Source organism: Kribbella qitaiheensis, from assembly GCF_042657745.1.
Lineage (GTDB): Bacteria > Actinomycetota > Actinomycetes > Propionibacteriales > Kribbellaceae > Kribbella > Kribbella qitaiheensis.
The window spans coordinates 1-19,683 of the sequence record NZ_JBHSKE010000026.1 but is presented as its reverse complement, the minus strand read 5'-3'; the positions used below and the strand labels follow the sequence as shown (position 1 = coordinate 19,683).

The 19,683-nt window shown below is 66.0% G+C and carries 18 protein-coding genes and 1 pseudogene; 11 read left to right on the top strand and 8 right to left on the bottom strand.

The annotated features are described in order from the left end of the window. Positions 1-806: 806 nt before the first annotated feature. Positions 807-1,181 carry a helix-turn-helix domain-containing protein gene (locus ACFPJ1_RS21095; RefSeq protein ID WP_380106233.1) on the top strand — a complete coding sequence of 125 codons (375 nt, stop codon included), beginning with the start codon at positions 807-809 and terminating at the stop codon, positions 1,179-1,181. A gap of 149 nt (positions 1,182-1,330) precedes the next feature. On the opposite strand, the gene ACFPJ1_RS21090 is transcribed toward ACFPJ1_RS21095, so the two are convergent. Then, positions 1,331-1,711: an SDR family NAD(P)-dependent oxidoreductase gene (locus ACFPJ1_RS21090; protein ID WP_380106231.1), complete on the bottom strand. Its 381-nt coding sequence runs from the start codon at positions 1,709-1,711 to the stop codon at positions 1,331-1,333. Between the two features lie 9 nt (positions 1,712-1,720). Beyond that, positions 1,721-2,119 (bottom strand): group II intron maturase-specific domain-containing protein, encoded by a 399-nt coding sequence (locus tag ACFPJ1_RS21085; RefSeq protein WP_380106229.1) that lies wholly within the window; start codon positions 2,117-2,119, stop codon positions 1,721-1,723. Between the two features lie 60 nt (positions 2,120-2,179). Here ACFPJ1_RS21085 and ACFPJ1_RS21080 point away from each other — a divergent pair, with 60 nt between their 5' ends. Further along, positions 2,180-2,647, top strand: a complete 468-nt coding sequence (locus ACFPJ1_RS21080) for a hypothetical protein (RefSeq protein ID WP_380106227.1) — start codon at positions 2,180-2,182, stop codon at positions 2,645-2,647. A 488-nt stretch (positions 2,648-3,135) separates the two neighbouring features. On the opposite strand, the gene ACFPJ1_RS21075 is transcribed toward ACFPJ1_RS21080, so the two are convergent. Continuing rightward, a complete protein-coding gene (locus tag ACFPJ1_RS21075) occupies positions 3,136-4,611 on the bottom strand; it encodes an MFS transporter (RefSeq protein WP_380106225.1) in 1,476 nt (491 codons plus the stop codon). 420 nt (positions 4,612-5,031) lie between these two features. Here ACFPJ1_RS21075 and ACFPJ1_RS21070 point away from each other — a divergent pair, with 420 nt between their 5' ends. After that, positions 5,032-5,439, top strand: a complete 408-nt coding sequence (locus ACFPJ1_RS21070; RefSeq protein WP_380106223.1) for a peptidase inhibitor family I36 protein — start codon at positions 5,032-5,034, stop codon at positions 5,437-5,439. An 835-nt stretch (positions 5,440-6,274) separates the two neighbouring features. Here ACFPJ1_RS21070 and ACFPJ1_RS21065 read toward each other — a convergent pair. Continuing rightward, positions 6,275-6,682 (bottom strand): winged helix-turn-helix transcriptional regulator, encoded by a 408-nt coding sequence (locus tag ACFPJ1_RS21065; RefSeq protein WP_380106221.1) that lies wholly within the window; start codon positions 6,680-6,682, stop codon positions 6,275-6,277. A gap of 124 nt (positions 6,683-6,806) precedes the next feature. Here ACFPJ1_RS21065 and ACFPJ1_RS21060 point away from each other — a divergent pair, with 124 nt between their 5' ends. The 6 genes from ACFPJ1_RS21060 (at position 6,807) to ACFPJ1_RS21035 (ending at position 13,987) form a co-directional block, all read left to right on the top strand. Beyond that, positions 6,807-7,868, top strand: coding sequence for an LLM class flavin-dependent oxidoreductase (locus tag ACFPJ1_RS21060; protein WP_380106219.1), 1,062 nt, complete (start codon positions 6,807-6,809; stop codon positions 7,866-7,868). Between the two features lie 5 nt (positions 7,869-7,873). Continuing rightward, complete coding sequence (locus tag ACFPJ1_RS21055; protein WP_380106217.1) at positions 7,874-8,404, top strand: flavin reductase family protein; 531 nt, start codon at positions 7,874-7,876, stop codon at positions 8,402-8,404. An 81-nt stretch (positions 8,405-8,485) separates the two neighbouring features. Next, positions 8,486-11,281 carry an AfsR/SARP family transcriptional regulator gene (locus ACFPJ1_RS21050; RefSeq protein WP_380106215.1) on the top strand — a complete coding sequence of 932 codons (2,796 nt, stop codon included), beginning with the start codon at positions 8,486-8,488 and terminating at the stop codon, positions 11,279-11,281. A gap of 153 nt (positions 11,282-11,434) precedes the next feature. Beyond that, a complete protein-coding gene (locus ACFPJ1_RS21045; protein WP_380106213.1) occupies positions 11,435-12,223 on the top strand; it encodes an SDR family NAD(P)-dependent oxidoreductase in 789 nt (262 codons plus the stop codon). Between the two features lie 600 nt (positions 12,224-12,823). Continuing rightward, positions 12,824-12,991, top strand: a complete 168-nt coding sequence (locus tag ACFPJ1_RS21040) for a DUF1775 domain-containing protein (RefSeq protein WP_380106211.1) — start codon at positions 12,824-12,826, stop codon at positions 12,989-12,991. A gap of 186 nt (positions 12,992-13,177) precedes the next feature. After that, positions 13,178-13,987, top strand: a complete 810-nt coding sequence (locus tag ACFPJ1_RS21035) for an alpha/beta fold hydrolase (protein ID WP_380106209.1) — start codon at positions 13,178-13,180, stop codon at positions 13,985-13,987. A 203-nt stretch (positions 13,988-14,190) separates the two neighbouring features. On the opposite strand, the gene ACFPJ1_RS21030 is transcribed toward ACFPJ1_RS21035, so the two are convergent. Then, the gene (locus ACFPJ1_RS21030; protein ID WP_380106207.1) at positions 14,191-14,520 is read right to left on the bottom strand and encodes a hypothetical protein; all 330 of its coding nucleotides are present in this window, start codon (positions 14,518-14,520) and stop codon (positions 14,191-14,193) included. Between the two features lie 169 nt (positions 14,521-14,689). Here ACFPJ1_RS21030 and ACFPJ1_RS21025 point away from each other — a divergent pair, with 169 nt between their 5' ends. Continuing rightward, positions 14,690-16,024, top strand: a complete 1,335-nt coding sequence (locus ACFPJ1_RS21025; RefSeq protein WP_380106205.1) for an FAD-binding oxidoreductase — start codon at positions 14,690-14,692, stop codon at positions 16,022-16,024. Positions 16,025-16,137: 113 nt separating this feature from the next. Here ACFPJ1_RS21025 and ACFPJ1_RS21020 read toward each other — a convergent pair whose 3' ends face one another. Both ACFPJ1_RS21020 and ACFPJ1_RS21015 read right to left on the bottom strand, forming a co-directional pair. Beyond that, the gene (locus ACFPJ1_RS21020) at positions 16,138-16,293 is read right to left on the bottom strand and encodes a hypothetical protein (protein WP_380106203.1); all 156 of its coding nucleotides are present in this window, start codon (positions 16,291-16,293) and stop codon (positions 16,138-16,140) included. 132 nt (positions 16,294-16,425) lie between these two features. Then, positions 16,426-17,414, bottom strand: a pseudogene (locus ACFPJ1_RS21015) (NAD(P)H-dependent flavin oxidoreductase). 316 nt (positions 17,415-17,730) lie between these two features. Between ACFPJ1_RS21015 and ACFPJ1_RS21010 the strand changes: the two are divergent. Further along, a complete protein-coding gene (locus ACFPJ1_RS21010; RefSeq protein WP_380106201.1) occupies positions 17,731-18,573 on the top strand; it encodes an SDR family oxidoreductase in 843 nt (280 codons plus the stop codon). Positions 18,574-19,328: 755 nt separating this feature from the next. Here ACFPJ1_RS21010 and ACFPJ1_RS21005 read toward each other — a convergent pair. Further along, the coding region (locus tag ACFPJ1_RS21005) for a cupin domain-containing protein (protein WP_380106199.1) at positions 19,329-19,683 on the bottom strand (355 nt) is incomplete at its 5' end.

The following is a 19,683-nucleotide window of genomic DNA, read 5'->3' as shown; positions in this document are numbered from 1 at the left end:
GGCGCGCCTCGTCGACCGCCACTCCGATCACTCCCGCAAGGTCCATGCCTGATTCTCCGATCACGTTGCCCAGCACGGAAGGTTCCCGCTGCGCAGTAGCGGAAGGGCACGCCCATTCCTATGACGAAGAGTGTTCTACCTCCTGTCCGGAGGCCTGGAGGTTGTCGCCAGGGACACGAGGTTCGACGCCCGCGCGACGACTTCATCTATGCGCCTCGAGGTTCGCCACCTATTCAAGAACGTCGGCAATCACATGGCCCGGATGCTGATCATGTTCGCGCCGCCGCGGCTGGGACAGCTGTTTCGCCGACTACGGTCTGCCTGCCATCCCCGGCCAACGGCACCGTCGGCCACTCACCCAGACGGGCCTGACCGCGATCGGCTTGCTCGAAACGGCGGCAGGCGGAATCGTTGCGCGCCCTCCCCAATTCGCGTTGGAGCCCCTCGCCCAGCGACACCTCGACGAGGCCGAACTCGTCAGGAAGAGCGCAGCCGCCCTGTCGAGGATCTGGAAACGTGGTGTGCAGCAACAGCAGGCGGCGGAACTGCTGCCCTCGCCGCAAGCCTGGCGCACGGCCACTGACCGACTCGTGTCCGCGGCAGAGCGTGAAGTTTGCGCCGATCGGTCGGAACACTGGTCTAGGACGACACCGAGATCGTGGACGGGGCTTTCGAAGCACTCGACCGAGGGGTCGTCTTCAGGGTCATCATTGGCACGCACGTGCTTCAGGACCCGGCCACGCTCCGCTTGGTACAGCTGTGTGTCGAGGCGGGTGAGGAGGCGCGGGTCTTTTCCAAAGGTGCCGGTGAACCTGACGATCGTCGACAACCGGTGGGGCCTGGTCGGTGTCCGGCTGGCGGCGCCCGAAGGGGACGACGTAGCGGCAGCCGCGCTGGGCCCTGGGCCGTTCCTCAGCGGACTACTCGCCACCTTCGAGGCCTTCTGGCGAATGGCCGTGACGATCACCAGTGGTACGGAGGCCGATGAGACGGCCGGCGCTCCGACCCAGGACACCAAGCGATTGCTCAGCTATTTGAGCGCCGGGTTGACTGATGAAGCCATTGCTCGCCAGTTCGACGTCAGCCAGCGGACCGTCGCCCGGCGGATCACCCGGCTACAAGCGATCCTCGGGGCTCAGACCAGATTCCAACTCGGGGTGCAAGCAAGTCGCCAAGGCTGACTCTGATCGCTTCGCTGCCGTCTATTGGTTGCTGGGAGCAACGATACGCGCGAGATCCAGGACTTGCATCGAGCACGACCGTAGGCAACCGCGCGACCGGTTGCCGATCACGGTCTGGCAAACCCGTCCGGCCACGGTCATCGGGCCGATTAGAGCCCTTGGCCGCCAGACGCTTCGATGACCTGTCCGGTGATCCAGCCGCCGGCCTCGCTGAGACGGAACGCGATCACGCGGCCGATGTCTTCCGGCTCACCGATGCGACCCAAGGGGATCGTCTCAACGACTGGCGGGATGACCTCCGGCATCCTGGTGAAGATGTCGTCGACGATGCGAGTGCGAGTCGAGCCAGGTGCCACGGCATTGACCCGGATACGACGAGGCGCCAGTTCCTTGGCCCAGCACCGAGTGAGCACGTGCACCGCGCCCTTCTGAGATGCGTAACTTGAGTAGCCGGACGCGGTGCCGGTGTCGAGCGCAGAATTGCTGCCCGTGTTCACAATCGCTCCGCCATCATTCATCAGAGCGAGCATGCCTTCGGGCTATGCGACCGATCCTGATGCTCTTCTTGCCCAGGGTGTGGGGACGTTGTCGGCCCGGTAGCGGTAGCGGCTAACCGTCACCTGCTGGGGTTGGAACAGCATCACCTCGTCCTCGGTGGGACGCCAGCCGGGTAGGTAGCGTCGAAGCAGGACGGCCCACTTCGTGGCGTTGTGTCGTTTGCGGATCCATCGGACCACCCGGTGCCAGGCGTACTGGTCGAGGTAGCCGAAGGTCGCTTTGGACACGCCGTGCCGGAAGTAGGTGCACCAGCCAAGCAGCACCGGGTTGAGTTGGCGCAGCAGGGCCGCAAGGGTCGGATGTGATGACCTGCCGGTCAGCGCGCGGACCCGTCCGACGATGGAGGCGAGCGCCTTCGTCGACGTGTAGGTGTAGACCACACGGTTGTTCGTGCCTCGTTTCCGTCTCCGCTGGATGCGGAACCCGAGGAAGTCGAAGGGATGATCAGACCTCTCAGCCCTCCACACACGCTGATAGCGGTCAGCGTGTTCGCGCAAGGGGATGCCGCGACGGCACGGGCGCGGCTCACAGAGGGGCTCACGTACGCGTACCGCACCGGCGACCGCAACAGCCCCGCGCTCTTCCTTCAGGCGCTCGCGGACGTCGAGGCTCGGGACGACCCCGAGCGCGCTGCGCGGCTGGCCGCCGCGGCCCGGTCGCTGCGGACACGGTCGGGCATGATTTGGCTTAGCGCCTACGTACCGCCGTGGCCGACCTCTCCCGTCGACCTTCGAGTGGAGCTGGGCGACGCCGGCTTCGAACGGGCCGACAGCGAGGGCGCCGCGCTGGGCCTCGAGCGCGCGGTCGCCCTCGTCCAACCCGCTCATGACCTTGTTTCCAGCCCGAGCGTGGCGCACAGGAAGGCCTCGGAGAAGGTCAAGGAGCGACAGGATGTCGTCGCCGAGTAGACCGCGCACTTGACCTGCCGGTACGGAGCAAATGGAGTGCGGGGGCAACGTTCGCGCCGGCAAAGGACCCGGCGAGAACGCCCTCCCGGGTAGCGAGCAGACGAGACGTCGCCCGCGCCTCGTCGCCGCTGACCTGCAGGTATCCAGCGAGGCACCCCACGCAGGTGCGTGGGGTCGCTCTTGGCAAATCCACCCCCTTGGATCGGATGCTTGGGGTTCAAGACCGCTTGCCCGGCCAGTGACGCGATACCTTCAGCTTCGACCTCTAAACACTTGACGGCTTGTGCTCCGTCAGGGCACGCATCACGCCGGCCAGGCAACCGCCCGTACCGACGAAATCGGGAGCAGGCCGGCGATCGTGTCGCCGGCCTGCTCCCAGATCTCCTGTCCCGTCGCCGCGTAGTGGCTGTCCACGTTGCTTCCTGGTCTGCCTCATCCGCCAGTCGAACAACTAGGTCGTCGGCAGTCACCACTTCACCGGTGCACGCTCAGGCGTCGGCGTCACTGGTCGCTGGTTCGGCGACGTACCCTCGCGCTACCGATCTGCGGCGGCTCCACGGCCGGACGCTGAGGATGATCACGACCAGGGTGGTGGCTGCGTAGATCGCCGAACCGACGAAGGCCGCGTGGACGCCGTCGGTGAGGATCTCGCGAGCACGCTCGGCGGGAATCTGCGATGCGGCGCTGGAGGTGCGGCTCGCCGTACCGAAGATCGTGACCAAGATGCCGAGTCCGAGAGCCCCGCCCACCTGCTGCGTAACGTTGAGCATGCCTGAGGCAGCACCGGCGTGCTGCGGTTGTACCCCGGCCAGTGCTCGGCCGGTCAGCGGGATGAAGAGCATCCCGGCACCGATGCCGAACAGGGCCAGCGGACCGACGACGCCGCCCAGGTAGCTGGTGCGCTCCGACACTTGGATCAGCCAAAGCATTCCGCCCACAACCAGCACCGAGCCGATGATCAGTAGTGTGCTGCGGCTGATCCGCCCGAGTAGCCGGGGAACGATCCTGGACAGGATGAGGAGCAGCGCTGTCAGCGGCAGGAATCCGAGGCCTGCTTGCAGCGGGGTGAAGTCCAGGACACCCTGCATGAACTGGGTGAGGAAGAAGAACATCCCCAGCAGGGTGCCGACCACGAGCAGCATGCTCACGTAGGCGGCCACGCGGTCGAAGCTGGCGAACAACCGCAGCGGGACGATCGGGTGGCTGACCCGGCGTTCGATCAGGACGAACGAGACCAACAGAACGATGCCCCCGACGAAGGCGCCGAGCACCTCGGCCGACGTCCAGCCGGCCTCGGCAGCGCGGATGAAGCCGTAGACGATCGCAGTGATACCGAGCGTCGACGTGAGCGCGCCGGCGACATCGAAGTGCCCATTCTCACGCGGAGTCTCAGGCAGCACGAGTCCTGCGGCGATCACCAGGACGATGCCGATCGGGACGTTGATGAACAGACCCCATCGCCAGGACACCCAATCCGTGACCATGCCACCGACGAGGAGGCCGACGCTCGCGCCGCCGGCATTGACGAGGCTGTAGAGGCCGAGAGCCTTCAGTCGCTCGGGGCCTTCGCGGAAGGACAGCATGAGGAGGGCCAAGGCGGCCGGGGCTGCGACAGCCGCGCCGATGCCTTGCAACACCCGCGCAGCAAGCAGCAGTCCGGCAGTTGGGGCCAGGCCACCGAGCAAGGAGGCAGCAGTGAACACGGTGACTCCGGTGATGAAGACCCGGCGGCGGCCGAGCAGATCGCCGGCGCGTGCTCCGAGCAGCAGAAGGCCACCGAAAGCTAGTGCATACCCGTTCTCCACCCAGGACAGGCTGGACGGACTGAAGTCGAGGGCGTGCTGGATCTTGGGGATCGCGACGCTCACGATGGTGGCGTCCAACGTCACCATCAGTTGGATGATCAGAATGACCGCGAGGACGACCCTGGGCCGCCGAGTGGACGTGCCAATTGTTGGATTCACCAGCCCAGATTTGCCTGAGCCGGTACACAAGCGATTGACGTCCGGTCCACATCCGCATGACCGCCGCTTAGGTCTCGATCATCTCCACGCGAGCTGTCCCGTCGTCGGCCCGGCAGGCCGCGTGAGACATGACTGATATTACAGGATGTTGACGTAATTGATGATCCATCAGCTCTCCTGACACCCGTCAATTGAAGCATGACCACGTAGCAGCTGCGGCCAGATCGAAGAGTCATACTCAGTAATAGGACGGTAACGACTATGGTTTCGATGTAAAGCCTCACGAGAGTTCCAACGATCGGGCCTCGGCTGGAGATACTTAGCGGCAACGCTCGACGTGCGCCCGCCCACCGGTCTGGAACCTCGCGTCGCGCGCGGCTGTATATCCTCCGTCTATCCCGACCGAATTGAATTGGCTACATGAAGAAACGAAACCTAAGACGTGCGTTGGCCGGCGCGACTCTGATCGTCCTCGGTGGAGCAATGTTCGTGAATCCCGCGAACGCGGTCTACACCTGCGGGAAGGGACAGATCTGTATGTTCAAGGACAACGACTTCCGCAACACCGTCGCCGTCGAACCGGCCTTCCAACATTCGGGCGGCGAACTCGACAACTTCGGGCACAACCACTTCACGAACGGGACCGTGGTGGACGGCCAGGTCTCCTCTGTCGTCAACAACAGCGACTTCTGCCTGGCGCTCTTCGACGGCACCAATTTGACCGGGGCCAACGACGTCGTCCCGCCGCACACGTCGGGCAACCTGTACGGCTTCAACGACAAGGCGTCGTCCGGGGTCACCTACCCGGGTTCGGAGACCTGCCGATAAGAGCCACTCGCGCGGGGTGAACCTGCCACATCTTGGGCCGGATCCAGCCGTTGGATCCGGCTCAAGTCTTGCTTAGTACCCGCAAGCCATCGGCCTTACCTGCCGTTCATTTGCCTCGTAGTAGGAAGCGCCCGTCGGTCCGCTCGTCGAACGGCGCGGCCAGGAGACCAGCGAAGGGCTCGCCGCGGCAGTACCACCAGCACGGGTGTTGCTCATGCTGAGCGAGCGCGTCGCCCGGCCGCCGTCCACAGGCCCCATGGTCACGGCGTGGGTCCGCTGCACCATGCTCGACCTGAGTTCCGACCCAAAACGTACGTGGGCCGGCAGCCGCCGGCCGGGAAGATCTGCGAGCACGGGACAAGTCCGAGGCGAAGCTGAACGCATTCATAGCACCCAGCAGGCGGGCCTGGCCGCTTTCCTCGCGCGGGCCGCTGGCCTCGGTTCTCTACCAAATGCCCAAGAGCGTCATCGCATAGATAGTTCCCCGCAGGTGGAAACTCCACCTGCGGGGGCTCTCCGCCATGGCCGCCCCAGCCCGGCAAGAGAGTAACTGCAGCTTGCCGGTGCCCGATCTACAGCCTGTAGACGGCGACGTCCGTCGCCTACGCGTGCCGCCAGTTTCAGTGTCGCGAGCGGACTGGGCGAAGGCAGTGCCAGCCCTCAGGCCGCTGCCGCAGAACCAAGCCGCGAGCGCGGACGCCGTGGCGACGCTGCCTTTGATCGGCAACGATGTGTGTTCGCGAGGTCTGGGCCGGCGCTCCGACCGACCTCGAACGGACAGCGCGGAAGGCCGGCCTGCTCGATTGATGGCTGCCGGCGGCGCGCGGAGGTGGCGCTACCGTGCCGTCTCGGCCTGGTTGTCGAACTCGGCGCGCGCCCCATCGATCGCGTCAACGTGGGCGATACTCCAGCGAATCAAGGGATGCGTCGCCTCCTGGAGCGTTCTTCCCATGGCGGTCAGTTCGTAGCTGACGTTCGGCGGCATGACGGCGTACACCGTCCGGGTGAGGATCCCGTCACGCTGCAGGTCGCGCAAGGTGACAGTCAGCATCCGCTGGCTGATACCCGTGATGGAACGCTTCAGCTCGGTGAATCGGCGTGGACCTGCTTCGAGCGTGGACAGCACGGACAACGACCACTTGTCAGCGACGAGGTCCAGAACCTCGCGCGCCCGGCAGTCGGGAACGTTCGAGATGTCGATGGTTCGGTAGTCGACGGGACCACTCGACGCCTGCTCGGTCAAGGTTACCTCCGGGGAACCCGGGCACCGCAAAGTGCCTGATTGACGCAACTGCTCCGGTTCCTTCAACGTACTAGGGAACCTTTCGTTACCAAAACAACACCTGAATTCCGAGGAGAAGTTCGATATGAGCGGAGATGTGGCGCAGGGCAACAAGTTTGAACTTGGCGCCTACAGCTTCGGTGTCGCGGGACGCGATACCGAAGGAACGGTTGTCAGCCAGGCGACGGCGGTGCGGAACGTGCTCGAGCAGATCCGGCTGGCCGAGGAGGTCGGTCTGGACTTCTTCGGTGTGGGCGAGCACCACCACGAGAACGTGCCGGTGTCGTCGCCGACTTCGGTCCTCAACGCCGCCGCGGCGATGACGTCGACCATCACGCTGTCGACTGCGGTCAGCGTGCTGTCGACCGACGATCCGATCCGGCTCTACCAGCAGGCTGCCACCGCCGCGATCATCAGCGGCGACCGGGTCGAGATCATCGCCGGCCGCGGATCGTCGACCGCCTCCTTTCCGCTGTTCGGGTACGACCTCGAGGACTACGACCGGCTCTACACCGACAAGTTGGGTCTGCTGCTCGAGGTCAACGCGAACGAACGCGTCAGCTGGGAGAGCCCGTTTCGCCCACCACTGGAGGACGCACTGGTCGTTCCCCGCCCCGACAGACCTCTGAAGATCGTGCTCGGGAGCGGTGGCAGCCCGAACTCCACGATCCGCGCGGGCAGCGCCGGTCACCCGATCTCCTACGGCGCGCTCAACGGAACGCCTGAGCGCTGGGGCGGGATGGGCGATCTGTACCGCAAGAGCGCCGACGACGCCGGCGTCGACCCGGCGCGACTGGAGATCTCGGTGGCCAGCCATGGCTTCATCGGACGTGATGGCCTGGCCGCCAAGAAGCACTTCCACCAGCACGAGATGGCGTCGTTCGCGCTCGCCGGCCGGGTGATCCCGGCCCAGTGGGACGACGTCGAGCCGAACTACTCCCCCGGCGGAATGGTCTTCGCAGGCGAACCGCAGGAGATCGCCGAGCGGATCGTCGACCTGCACCGGCATCTGGGTCACCGCCGACAGTTTCTGCAGATGGACATCGGCGGGATGCCGCACCGTGACGTGATGTCATCGATCGAGCTGTTGGGCACCGCGGTGGCCCCTGTGGTACGCGGCGAACTCAGCGGCCGTACCGAGGATTGATGGCCGTGGGCAAGCGATGCACCGCAAACCAGGCGCGCTTCGAGCCCGGCGCCTACCGCAACGCCTTGGGCCAGTACGCCACCGGGGTCGCGGTGATCACCACCCGCACCCCTGACGGTCGCAGAGTCGGTATCACCGCGACCTCGTTCACCTCCGTGTCACTTGATCCACCGCTGGTCTCCTGGTGCCCGTCGAAGACAGCCACCCACCTCGCCGAAATGGAGATCGCCACTCACTTCGCAGTCAACGTCCTCGCCGCGGACCAGGAACACCTCTCAACCCAGTTCGCCGCGCGAACTCAGAAGCCGACCGCCCAGGACAAGTTCGCCGGCGTTGACCTCATCGAGGGAATCGGCGGTCTGCCCCTCATCGATGGCGCGGTGGCACACTTCCAATGCCGCACCGTCCGCCGGATCGACGCCGGCGATCACCTGATCTTTCTCGGCGAAGTGGAGCACTACCAGGCCCAGGGCGGCGACCCCCTGCTCTTCCATCGCGGCCGCTACCGCACCGCAACCGGACACACACGCCTGTAGCCGGCTCGTCTACGGGATGTGTATCCGGTTCGTGCGAGGCTCTCGTTGAACTCTGTACTACTTCTCTCGGGGCAGGTGGGTGTGTCAGATATTCGGGCTGCGACCTGGTTCACGGTGCTCGGGCCGGTGCGGGCCTGGCGGGGTTCGAGCGAGCTACGGCTCGGCTCGCCGCAGCAGCGTGCGGTGCTGGCCGCGTTGCTGGTCCGCGAGGGCGCCCAGGCCTCGATCGGTGAGCTGATCGACGGCGTCTGGGGCAGCGGCGACATCCCGGACTCGGCCGGACAGGTGATCCGGACCTACATCCATCGGCTGCGCAGGGTGCTGGACCCCGGCCGCCCGGCCGCGGAGTCGGTGATCGCGTCGGTCGGGGACGGCTACGCGCTGCGGGCCGGGGAAGGCAGCCTGGACCTCGGCGTGTTCCGCCAGCACGTCGCCGATGCCGAGGCCGCGGTGAGCTTCCGCGACCTGAGCCGGGCGCGGCGGCTGCTGCGCGAGGCGCTCGCGCTGTGGCAGGGCGTCGCTCTGGCCGGGATCCCGGGCGAGTACGCGGAGACGCAGCGGGTCTACCTGAGCAAGCTGCGGCTGGCGGCGATGGAGGCCCTGATGGCCGCGCAGCTCGACCTGGGCGCGTACACCGAGGCGGCGGCGGAGCTGGCCACGATCACCGCCGAGTATCCGTTCGACGAACGCTTCCGGGAGTTCCACATGACGGCCTTGCACCGGTCGGGCCGACAGGCCGAGGCACTGGCCGTATACCAGCAGTGCCAGAAGCTGTTCGTCGACGAACTCGGGCTCGATCCAGGTCCCGGGCTGCAGGAATTGTATGCCCGCGTCCTGCGCGGTGACCTGCAGCCCGACCTGGCGCAGCGGCCCGGCACCGGTTCGTCGCTGCCGGTGCCGGCACAGCTGCCGGCCGACCACCGGGACTTCACCGGACGGATTGCCGAGCTGTCCGAGGCCGTGCAGAATCTCGACCGCGACCGCGGTCGTGCGACCGTCGCATTGATTACCGGGATGGCCGGGGTCGGCAAGACGACCTTCGCGGTCCACCTCGGCCACCGGATCGCGAATCGCTACCCCGACGGCCAGCTCTACCTCGATCTGCGCGGATTCGGTCCGGCAGGCGATCAGGTCGCGCCCGAGGACGCGCTCTACGTGCTGCTCGAGGCCCTCGGCGTACCGGTCGAGTCGATGCCGACGGACCTGACCGGCCGAGCCGCGCTGTTGCGCAGTCTGCTGGCCGGCCGCCGGATGCTTGTGCTGCTGGACAACGCCAAGGACGCCGCGCAGGTCCGGCCGCTGTTGCCGGGGGTGCCCACCTCGCTGGTGCTGATCACCAGCCGCGACCGGCTGACAGGCTTGCTGGTCAGCGACGACGCGGACCTGATCAAGCTGGACGTCCTCGCGCCGGCCGACGCCCGGACCTTCCTGATCGGCAAGCTCGGGGCGCGCAGGGTCACCGCCGAGCCCCAGGCCGCGGACGAGATCCTGGAGCGGTGCGGACGGTTGCCACTGGCCATCTCGCTGGTCGCGGCGCGAGCGATCGTCAACCCGGCCTTCAGTCTGTCCGCGATCGCCGCCGAACTGCGCCGCGGGCTGGACGCGTTCGAGGACCTGGACGGCGGCGACGTCCGGTCGGTGTTCTCCTGGTCGTACAACTCGCTGACACCAGAAAGCGCGCGCCTGTTCCGATTGCTCTCATTGGCGCCGTGGGCACAGTACGATCTCACCGCCGCGGGGAGCCTGGCCGGCCTGCCGATCAACGAGACACGCCGGCTGATCGCCGAACTCATCCGGGTCAATCTGCTGGCGGAGTCCCTGCCGGGTGAGTTCACCTTCCACGACCTGATCCGTGCCTATGCCACCGACCTGGCGGCCGCGGTGGAGCAGCCGACTTGCCAGGACGTCTTGGTTCGGGCGCTCAACCACACGGTGCACAACGCACGTGCGGCGGTTCAGCTCCTCAGGCCACATCGTGATCCGATCGCCCTGGTCACGCTACTGCCCGGAGTCAGCGTCCGTCCGATCGCGGATCGCAGTGCAGCCTGGGCCTGGTTCAGCACGCAGTACACGGTGATCGTCTCGTCCATGCGGAAGGCCTACGAGTCGGGGCTGGACGAGTACGTCTGCCAACTGGCCTGGACGCTGAACACATACCTGTACCGCGCCGGGCACTGGGAGGACCTGATCGCGGCCGCCGAGCTCGCCCTCGCCGCCGCGACCCGGATGGACGACCAACTGCTGATTGCCAAGGCCAACCATGTGCTCGGCAACACAGAGACCTGGTTGTATCGCTTCGAGGCCGCGGACGCCCACCTGAACCGGGCGATCGCCGTGTACCGGGCCGCGAGATCAGAGTCGGAGGAGGCGACCGCCATCGACAGTCTCGGTAACCTGCGCAGCTTCGAAGGCCGTTCCGTCGAGGCGATCCAGCAGTACCAGAAGGTCTTGCGGATGACCTCCGACGACCTGTCCCAGGCCAGTGCCCTCAACAACCTGGCCAACGAGTACAACGCGACAGGCGACCATGTGTTGGCGGTCTCGATCTGCCTGCAGGCGGTCGAGCTGTGGACGAAATTCGACGACCAGCACTCGCTCGCCAACAGCTGGGACACGCTCGGCAGCTCGTACCAGGGGCTTGGAGATTTCGAGCAAGCCGCGAGCTACTACCGGCTGGCCTTCGAGGGATTCCGCGACCTGGGGAATCGCTACAACGAGGCGAAGACGCTGATCAACTACGCGATCAGCCAGCAAGCTCTCGACGACACCGAGGCGGCACATCGTGCGGTGACATCGGCTGTCGCGATCCTGCGCGACCTCAAACACCCCGACGCCGAGACCGTCGCCGACGAGTGGAAACTACCGACTCTCACCTAGACATACGTACGGCGTCCCGGCGGGACCTCTACGCGAGCCCGGGCCCACCGCTGCCTCCAAGTCCGCACTACCTCTTCCGATCTCAAGAGGATCAGGCAAAGGTTCGGGACAATCGTCGTACCGCTCAAAGCCTCGAGCCGGTCGAATGGATGGGTGGAATCATCGCAACGATCGGAGCTGGAAGTGAAGGTTGCAGTAGTCACCGGTGGAAGCGCCGGGATCGGTCAGGCGGCGGCGATCGAGATCGCCAAGCTCGGTATCGGTGTCGTTCTGACGTATCGGACGCACGAGGCCGAGGCCAAAGAAACGGTGGTCGCGATCGAGGAGGCTGGTGGTGCTGCTGTAGCCGTCCCCCTCGACACGGGCGACATCTCAACATTCGACGCCTTCATCACGGACTTGGCCGGGATCATCGCAGGCAAGTGGGGAACGTCGAAGATCGACTTCCTGGTCAACAACGCGGGTATCGGCGGCGGTGCGCCGTTCGGCGAGGTGACTGAGGAGATGTTCGACCAGTTCCACCGGGTCCTGTTCAAGGGGCCGTTCTTCCTCACGCAGTCGCTGCTCGCTCTGATGAATGATGGCGGAGCGATTGTGAACACGGGCAGCAATTCTGCGCTCGACACCGGCACCGCGTCCGGCTACTCAAGTTACGCATCTCAGAAGGGCGCGGTGCACGTGCTCACTCGGTGCTGGGCCAAGGAACTGGCGCCTCGTCGTATCCGGGTCAATGCCGTGGCACCTGGCTCGACTCGCACTCGCATCGTCGACGACATCTTCACCAGGATGCCGGAGGTCATCCCGCCAGTCGTTGAGACAATCCCCTTGGGTCGCATCGGTGAGCCGGAAGACATCGGCCGCGTGATCGCCTTTCTCGTCAGTGAAGCCGGCGGCTGGATCACCGGACAGGTCATCGAAGCGTCTGGTGGCCAAGGGCTCTGATCCGCTCAAGGCCTGCGGAGCCGACTCCTGAGTGGTCGACGAGAGCGGCGAGCCCGGCGCCGTTCCTCGATCACGAGGGCCAGTGTCATCAGCTCGTGCGTCAAGAGGACAAGCACCTGTGCGCAGGGCTGCTCCGCCGAGGAGACCAACCACCAAGGCGACACGCTCGGTGGGTAGCAGCACCTCGACTGACCGACAGGAGTGGCGGACACATGCGGGTCTCCGCCACCAAGGGGATACCCGCAAAGTCCCCCGCTTGGTGTTCTCCCCCGAGGCCCCCCACCCCGGCAAGAGAACCCAAAGGGGACCCCCCACAGTTTCCCCGCTTGGGTTCTCCCCGAGGCCCCCCACCTCGGCGGGAGAACAACCACAGACTGCCTGTCGCCGATACACAGCTGATAGGAGACGACAGCATCAATCGGCCGGACATGCCGCCGGGCTGGATGCGATCATGCTGAAGAAGTCCGTCTTGCGCCCAGCCGCGATTTGCCGCGGCGTCCCTTCTCATCGTCGCTGGTTCCGCGCTTTCCGCCTCGGCACACGTCACGGTGTCGTCGCCGGACGCGGCGCCGGGTGGCTTCGCCAAGCTGGTGTTTCCGGGTGCCGAGCGAGTCCGACACCGCAGCCACTACCCGGCTCGTGGTGACGTTGCCGAAGGATCATCTGTTCAGCAGCGTCGGCGCGCGGGTGAAGGACGGCTGGAAGGCTGTCAAGTCGACCGAGACGCTGCCCCGCGCCGATCAAGGTCGGCGACGAACCGAGCGGTGACCAGCGTGACCTGGACCGCGGTCGCGGGCGGCGCACCGCCCAACGACTTCGACGAGTTCGCGCTGTCCGTCGCCGCCCGGTCAGGCGTCCGAGCGGCGCGAACGCGACCGCGCCGTGTGTACGCGATATATAAGACGGCCGGGCAATGTCCGGGAGTAGTCATCCACCCACTCCACGGAGCACGCGATGTCGAAACTGACCTACTACGGCGAGTCGAAGCCGACCTACCACGGCGACCTGGTCGGCCAGAGCTACGGGACAGACAATGACCGGCCGCCGTTCGTCCTGCTGCACGGCCTCACCTACGACCGCCGGCAGTGGCGGCCGCTGCTCGAGGAGCTGCGGCGGATTGATCCCGAACGCCGGGCACTGACCCTCGATCTGCCCGGCCACGGCGAGTCGCCGCGCCTCGACTCGTACGCCGCCGATGACGTCGCGGCGGTGATCCGGCAGGCCGTGGTCGAAGCCGGCCTGGACGACCCGGTCCTGGTCGGGCACTCCCTCGGTGGGGTGCTCGCGACGGCGTACGCCGGGAGTCACCCGGCCCGCGGCGTGGTCAACCTCGACCAGCCACTGCTCGTCAGCGACTTCGGGATCTACTTGCGCGAGGTCGAGACGCAGCTACGCGGCCCGTCGTACCTGGAGGTGTGGGAAGAACTGCTCACCGCCATGGGCATCGACCTGCTGCCGGAGGCGATGAGGTACCTGGTCTCGTCCGGGACCACGCCCCGGCAGGATCTGCTGCTCGGGTACTGGAACGACGTGGTGGTCTCTTCCGCCGGTGAGCTGCAGGAGCGGTGGACGAACATCCTGGAGAGGCTTCGCGCGAACGGCACGTACTACTGCCACGTCGGCAGCGCCGAGGTGTCGCCGGCGTATCGGACCTGGCTCACGAATATCTTGCCCGAGGCAACTATCACCACGTTGCCCGGGAGCGGGCATTTCGTTCATCTCAGCCGACCGGCAGAACTGGCGAGCCTGCTGACTGCCAGTTGATCCCCATCCTGGCCAGCCAGTCGGGGTCGTATTTCGCCCCTACCACACGCAGCCGGCCGACCACGTCCTTGCTGAATACACCTGCGGCACCGGCGTCAAGGCGAGCCTCCCATCGACGGACCAGCGCGCAGCGGCGCCAGCCGCTCATTGGTCTGATCCAGCACTCAGCTGGCTGACGACCTCGACTCTGATCGCCAGCTAATCTAGGTGGCGGTCACCACACCGAAGCTGCCGCCGCCTCTACCCAGCGACCAGAACAGCCCTGGCTCGGTGTGCTGGTCGACCCGGCGCAAACCCACGTCGCGCGACGTGGCGGCCATCGCCGCCAGCCCACGCTGCGCCGCGGCGTCGATCACGGGGCACCGCCACCAGCGCGAGCGGTCCGCGTCTCCCCCCTCGATCGTGACCTCGCGCGAGGCGGACAGCCTGAGCAGGTCGGGCCGGGTCCACGGCGAGGTTCCAGACCTGCTGACCCTGGTCCCATCATGCGCCGGCCGGCCGAATCTCGACCGATCATGGCTGCGGCGAGCCATTCGAGCTCCATGCCGAAGGGGAGTCAGTACCTGTGGGCCCGTACGCGACCGGCCGCGTGGCTTCGCCGTGGCGTGTCCATCACATGTGTATCCAGCATCCGGACAATGGCGTGAACGTTTGACCACGCTCGGCCACGTGCAGCGTTCCCTGTACACGAAGGAGCCTCTGATGTCCCATACCGATATACCACTGAGAGTCCCGCCCAGTAGATTCACGGGCCAGGTGCTCGGGCCCGACGACCCCGGCTATGACGACGCCCGTGCGGTGTTCAACGGGATGATCGACAAGTTCCCGCAACTGATCACCCAGTGCACGACTGCGGATGACGTCGTCGCGGCGATCCGGCACGGTGTCGACCGCGGGCTGGAGATCGCCGTCCGTGGCGGCGGCCACAGTGCCCGCGGCAGCGGAACCACCGAGGGTGGCATGGTCATCGACCTGCGCCGGATGAACACGGTCGAGATCGACCCGGTCCGACGGGTCGCCCGGGTCGGCGGAGGGGCGACCTGGTCCGACTTCGACCGCGCGGCGCAGAAGTACGGTCTGGCGACAACCGGCTGCCGGAACAGCCGGACGGGAGTTGCCGGACTCACCCTCGGCGGCGGCTCCGGCTGGCTCGAGCGCCAGCACGGTTTCGCCTGCGACAATCTGCTGTCTGTGGACCTGGTGACTGCGGACGGGCGACAGGTCACCGCGAGTGAGACCGAACACGCCGAGCTGTTCTGGGCCTTGCACGGTGGCGGCGGCAACTTCGGCGTCGCCACCGCACTCACCTTCAAGCTGTACCCGGTGCCGCCCGTCGCGACCGCGACTCTGATCTGGCCCTGGGCCGCGTACGCGGACGTCGTACGGATCTTCCGCGACGTCTTCGAAGGCGAGCCACCGCGCCAGCTCAGCGGCACCGTGGTGGCGACGACCGACCCGCCAGACTCGGTCGCGCCGGCCAAGTTGCACTGCCGGTTGGTGACCAAAGTGACGGCCGTTCACACCGGGTCGACGGATGAGCTGACCGCGCTGATCGAGCCCCTGCTCGCGTCAGCGCCCGCGTCGCAAGTGCTGGCCGAGACGCCCTACGCCGACCTCCAGAGGAGTCAGGACGGTCCGGCAGGGTTACGCAGTTACTGGGCAGTGGGATACCTGACGTCGCTGTCCGAGCAGGCGATCGATGCCGCTACCGAATGGGCCGCCCGGGTGCCCGACCAGACCGTCGCCAGGGTTGCCATCGCTCCCTGGGGCGGTGCGGTGGCCGAGTGCGCGGACCGGTGGCCCATGCCCTACCGCAAGGCTCCGTGGGTGGTCGCTCCGATCGCCCGCTGGGAGTCCCCCGCGCATGACGATCGGGCGATCGGCTGGATGCAGGAACTTCGTGGGCTGCTCGGTCGTGACGGGATGGAGGCCGGTCTCGGAGCCGCAAACCACCACCGACTGGCCAAGGTCAAGGCCGCCTACGACCCCGGCAACGTCTTCCACCTCAACCACAACATCCTCCCGGCCCGGAGCTGACAACGGCGCGGCCCGGGCGAGACACCCCGCCCGGGCCGGGCAATGGTTTCGCAGGTCGCGGCGGTGTCACGGCACTGTCCTGAACATTGCGGGCCCCGGGATCGACACGACGGTCATGCGGTGTACTCGGCCCGCTGCTGCATCCAGGCCAGAGCGACCTTCCCGATGGCGACGCCGTGGTCCGCCGCGATCCTCTGCACGGGAGCCAGGAGAGCCGCGTTCGCCTTCGTTGTCACCGGACAGGCGCGGCACCAGTTGCCGGATGTCATCGCAAGAGAATGCGGTCACTCTCCACATGGCACAGCCGAGCCGGCCGCAGGCCGGCCCAGTCGACAATCGAACGTCGCTGAACGCGAGACTGGATTCCTGCCTGGGCCGTGAGCCTTCCGATCTCAATGAGATCACTTGATTAGCGCGGCTGCATCGCGCCACATCTTGGTGATCACCTCGCCCGCAGGCTTGTCAGTGGCGAGGGCGGCACCCTGGCCGGCCCAGTGATTCAGGGCCTCCACGTCGCTACCGCCCCGCCGCGACTGTGTGACGAGTCGCAACTGATCCGGGAACGACGCGGGCAGCGGCGCGATGGGTTCACCCCACGCTTGCAGATACGCGGTCGCCGCCGCTCGGGCCAGCCGCCCAGTATAGGCGCGGGTGGTCATGGTTGCCTCCGGCGCCAACCCGTCAAGCCTTGCCACCCAGTCCGCGGGTGTTCCGGTCTCAGGGCATCGCAGAAGCGCAGTTCCGACCTGCACGGCGCTGGCACCCAGGGTGAGCGCGGCAGCCAGTCCTCGCCCGTCACCAATACCACCCGCCGCGATGATGGGCAGCCGCAGATGGTCGGCGAACCAGGGGATCAGAGCAAGCATTCCGATATCGATGCGCTCGGCATCATCCTGCTCAAAGGTGCCCCGGTGGCCTCCGCCTCCATGCTTTGAGCCACGATCGCATCTGCGCCGGCCTCCTGGGCCGCGACCGCTTCGTCCAGGGTCGTGGCGCAGGCGAACCACGCGATGCCGCTGTCGTGGAGACGCCTGACATAAGCCGGTTTGAACAGCCCCATGATCGACGAGACAACGGCTGGGCGGACAAGCAACAGCGCCTCACACTGCTCCTCGAACGACGGCAGGCTCATCGCAGAGGCTTCGCCGAACGGGCCGAATCCGCGGAGGAACGTCCGGGCATCGGCAAGACGCTGCAGGTCTTCCGCCGTATTCGTTCGGGGTCGTTCCGGGATCCAGACATTCAATTGCAGCGGGCCGTTAGAGCGGGCGCGAAACCGATCGACCCACTGTATGAGCTCATTCGCGTTGTCCATCAGGGCACCGCGTGCGCCCATACCGCCGGCATCAGCCACCGCCGCAGCCAGATCGACGGGGGACGAGCCGGCCATCGGCGCCTGCAGCACCGGCAAGCGCATCCCGAATTGATTGCAGAACGCCTTCGCGCGATCCAATCCAGCCATCCAAGCCTCCTCGTTCCTCACCTGCTTCGAGATGAGGATTGCACACCGCGAGTCCTGCCCAAGTTCCTTCTTCGCCTTGCCAGCACTATCCGGATGAGATGCCTGGCCGGGAGGGCCGTTTATCGGATGTCTACTCGGCTCGTAGATGCTGGAATTACGTCGGTGCCGTTTCAGCCGACATCCCGGCTGATCGCGACTTGCTCGAACAGGCGTCTACGCAGAAAATCTCACGACAAGGAATTCTATGATTCACGACGAACTCGAGAACAGCCGGGTCTGGTTCATCACTGGAACGTCCGGCGGCATGGGGTATGCACTAGCAAAGGCCGCCCTCCAACAGGGCGATCGCGTGGCGGCAACGGCACGCAACAGCATCTTACCCAAGGAATTGGCAACGCGGTTTCCCGGATGCGCATTGGCGATCGAACTCGATGTGAGAGAGGAGGCGACTGCTGACCGGGCAGCCGAGCAAGCGGTGGAGGCGTTCGGCAGGATCGACATCGTCTTCAACAATGCTGGGTTCGCCACCGTCGGCTCGGCCGAAGGCACCACCGACAAGCAGGTCCGAGAAATGTTCGACACGGGATTCTTCGGTGTTCTGAACGTGCTGCGCGCGACCCTGCCCGTCCTGCGACAGCAGCGTTCGGGGCATGTTCTGCAGATGTCGTCTATTTTCGGGCATATGTCATTTCCGGCGACCGGCGTCATCGCGGCCGCCAAGCAGTCGGTCGGCGCGATCACTCAGGCGATGGCGCAAGAGTTGGGTCCCATGGGAATCAAGTTCACCCAGATCGAACCCGGTGGTCTCAACACGCAGTTCCTGGCGAAGTGGATCTCATCTGAGAACGAGTATCCCGACTATGACACGGCCGTGGGCCCAGTCCTTCAGCTCCTGAGGAACCTTCCCGATGAGGCTGTCGCTGATATCGATCGTGTCGCGGCGGCCATACTGGAGGTCGTCGCAGTCGACGATCCGCCAATGCATCTTGCTCTCGGCAGTTGGGCGGAGCGGATTATTCGCAAGGAACTCACCGACCGCCTGGCAGATCTGGATAGTTGGGCTGCTCTGACCCGGTCGGTCGACTGAACTGTCAGTGGCCGAGCGGTGCCTGACGACGGTCCGTTCGAACAATAGGTTGGAAACTCGCCGGTCCGGTCCGCCAATCTTGCGGGGCTCGATCCGTTGGACGCGCGTCCTTCGATCGGCGCTTGGCCGAGGTGCTGCGCGGAGCCCGGATGCTCGGCGGCACCAGCCCTGGTCTTGCCGTCGGGTACAACGTGACACTTCGCCGAACCAAAGTTCGCGCACCTGGCTGGTTTGGGCCGGGTTCGAATCAGGTCGCGGTAGCTGCGGCTGCGGGACGCGTCGCAGGCGGTGTTCCGCATCGCGGTCCAACGCGGCCGAACTCTGAAGCGGCTGGATCGGGACTTGGACTCCAGGCTGGCGGTCAAGTTCACGACGTCCTCGTACATGTCGCCGAGGCGGATCAGCGTGCGCCATAGGCAACTCAGGCGTCCATGACCCGGCTCACCATCATCCGTCGGAAGTTACTGCACTGGTACTCCGATGTTCTGCACCACCCAAGGACTTGCCAAAGAGCGAAAGGTGGGTAGGTCCCCCGCTCTAACAGGAGCCCGGTGGGCCCGAGTCGCCCGACGCAACGGACAGTTCTCGGGTACGGTACGGATGACAACTCCGCCAGCTACGTCTGATACCCCACGTCAGACGGCGCTGCAGCGGCCCACCAGCCAACTACCCGAGGGCGCTGGACTCCGCCTCCCGCCGAGAGGGTCTTCGCCGAGCGTGCTTCTGCCTGCGACGTTGTTCACCTCGGTGATAGGTCAGCCCATCGAGACGATGATGTGTAGCGGCTCGTCGCCAACGCTGACGAAACCGTGCATCGCCACGCTCTGCACGATCACCGTGTGGCCTGGTCCGAGCTCGACGGTTTCGCCGGTGGCGGTGAACCGCCCGCGGCCGGCCATGATCGTGATGTTCTCCTCGACGTAGTGCCAGTGCAGCGGCGCTTCGTTGCCCGGCTCGAGGATCTGCTCGGCGATCCGGACCTGCCGCGCGCCGGTGGCGGCCGTCGCCCACGCGCGCGAGCGAACGCCGGGGCACCATTCCTGGCTCTTCACAGTTGAGGGTGTAGAGCTGATCGGCGCGTCGGTGGCCGGGTAGGGGTCGAGGTCTTCC

Coding starts and splice junctions, on each gene's coding strand:
- ACFPJ1_RS21060 (WP_380106219.1), top strand. CDS start 6,807: ATGAGCGGAGATGTGGCGCAGGGCAACAAGTTTGAACTTGGCGCCTAC.
- ACFPJ1_RS21010 (WP_380106201.1), top strand. CDS start 17,731: ATGATTCACGACGAACTCGAGAACAGCCGGGTCTGGTTCATCACTGGA.
- ACFPJ1_RS21070 (WP_380106223.1), top strand. CDS start 5,032: ATGAAGAAACGAAACCTAAGACGTGCGTTGGCCGGCGCGACTCTGATC.
- ACFPJ1_RS21080 (WP_380106227.1), top strand. CDS start 2,180: ATGATCAGACCTCTCAGCCCTCCACACACGCTGATAGCGGTCAGCGTG.
- ACFPJ1_RS21030 (WP_380106207.1), bottom strand. CDS start 14,520: ATGGCTCGCCGCAGCCATGATCGGTCGAGATTCGGCCGGCCGGCGCAT.
- ACFPJ1_RS21020 (WP_380106203.1), bottom strand. CDS start 16,293: ATGACATCCGGCAACTGGTGCCGCGCCTGTCCGGTGACAACGAAGGCG.
- ACFPJ1_RS21025 (WP_380106205.1), top strand. CDS start 14,690: ATGTCCCATACCGATATACCACTGAGAGTCCCGCCCAGTAGATTCACG.
- ACFPJ1_RS21035 (WP_380106209.1), top strand. CDS start 13,178: ATGTCGAAACTGACCTACTACGGCGAGTCGAAGCCGACCTACCACGGC.
- ACFPJ1_RS21090 (WP_380106231.1), bottom strand. CDS start 1,711: ATGCTCGCTCTGATGAATGATGGCGGAGCGATTGTGAACACGGGCAGC.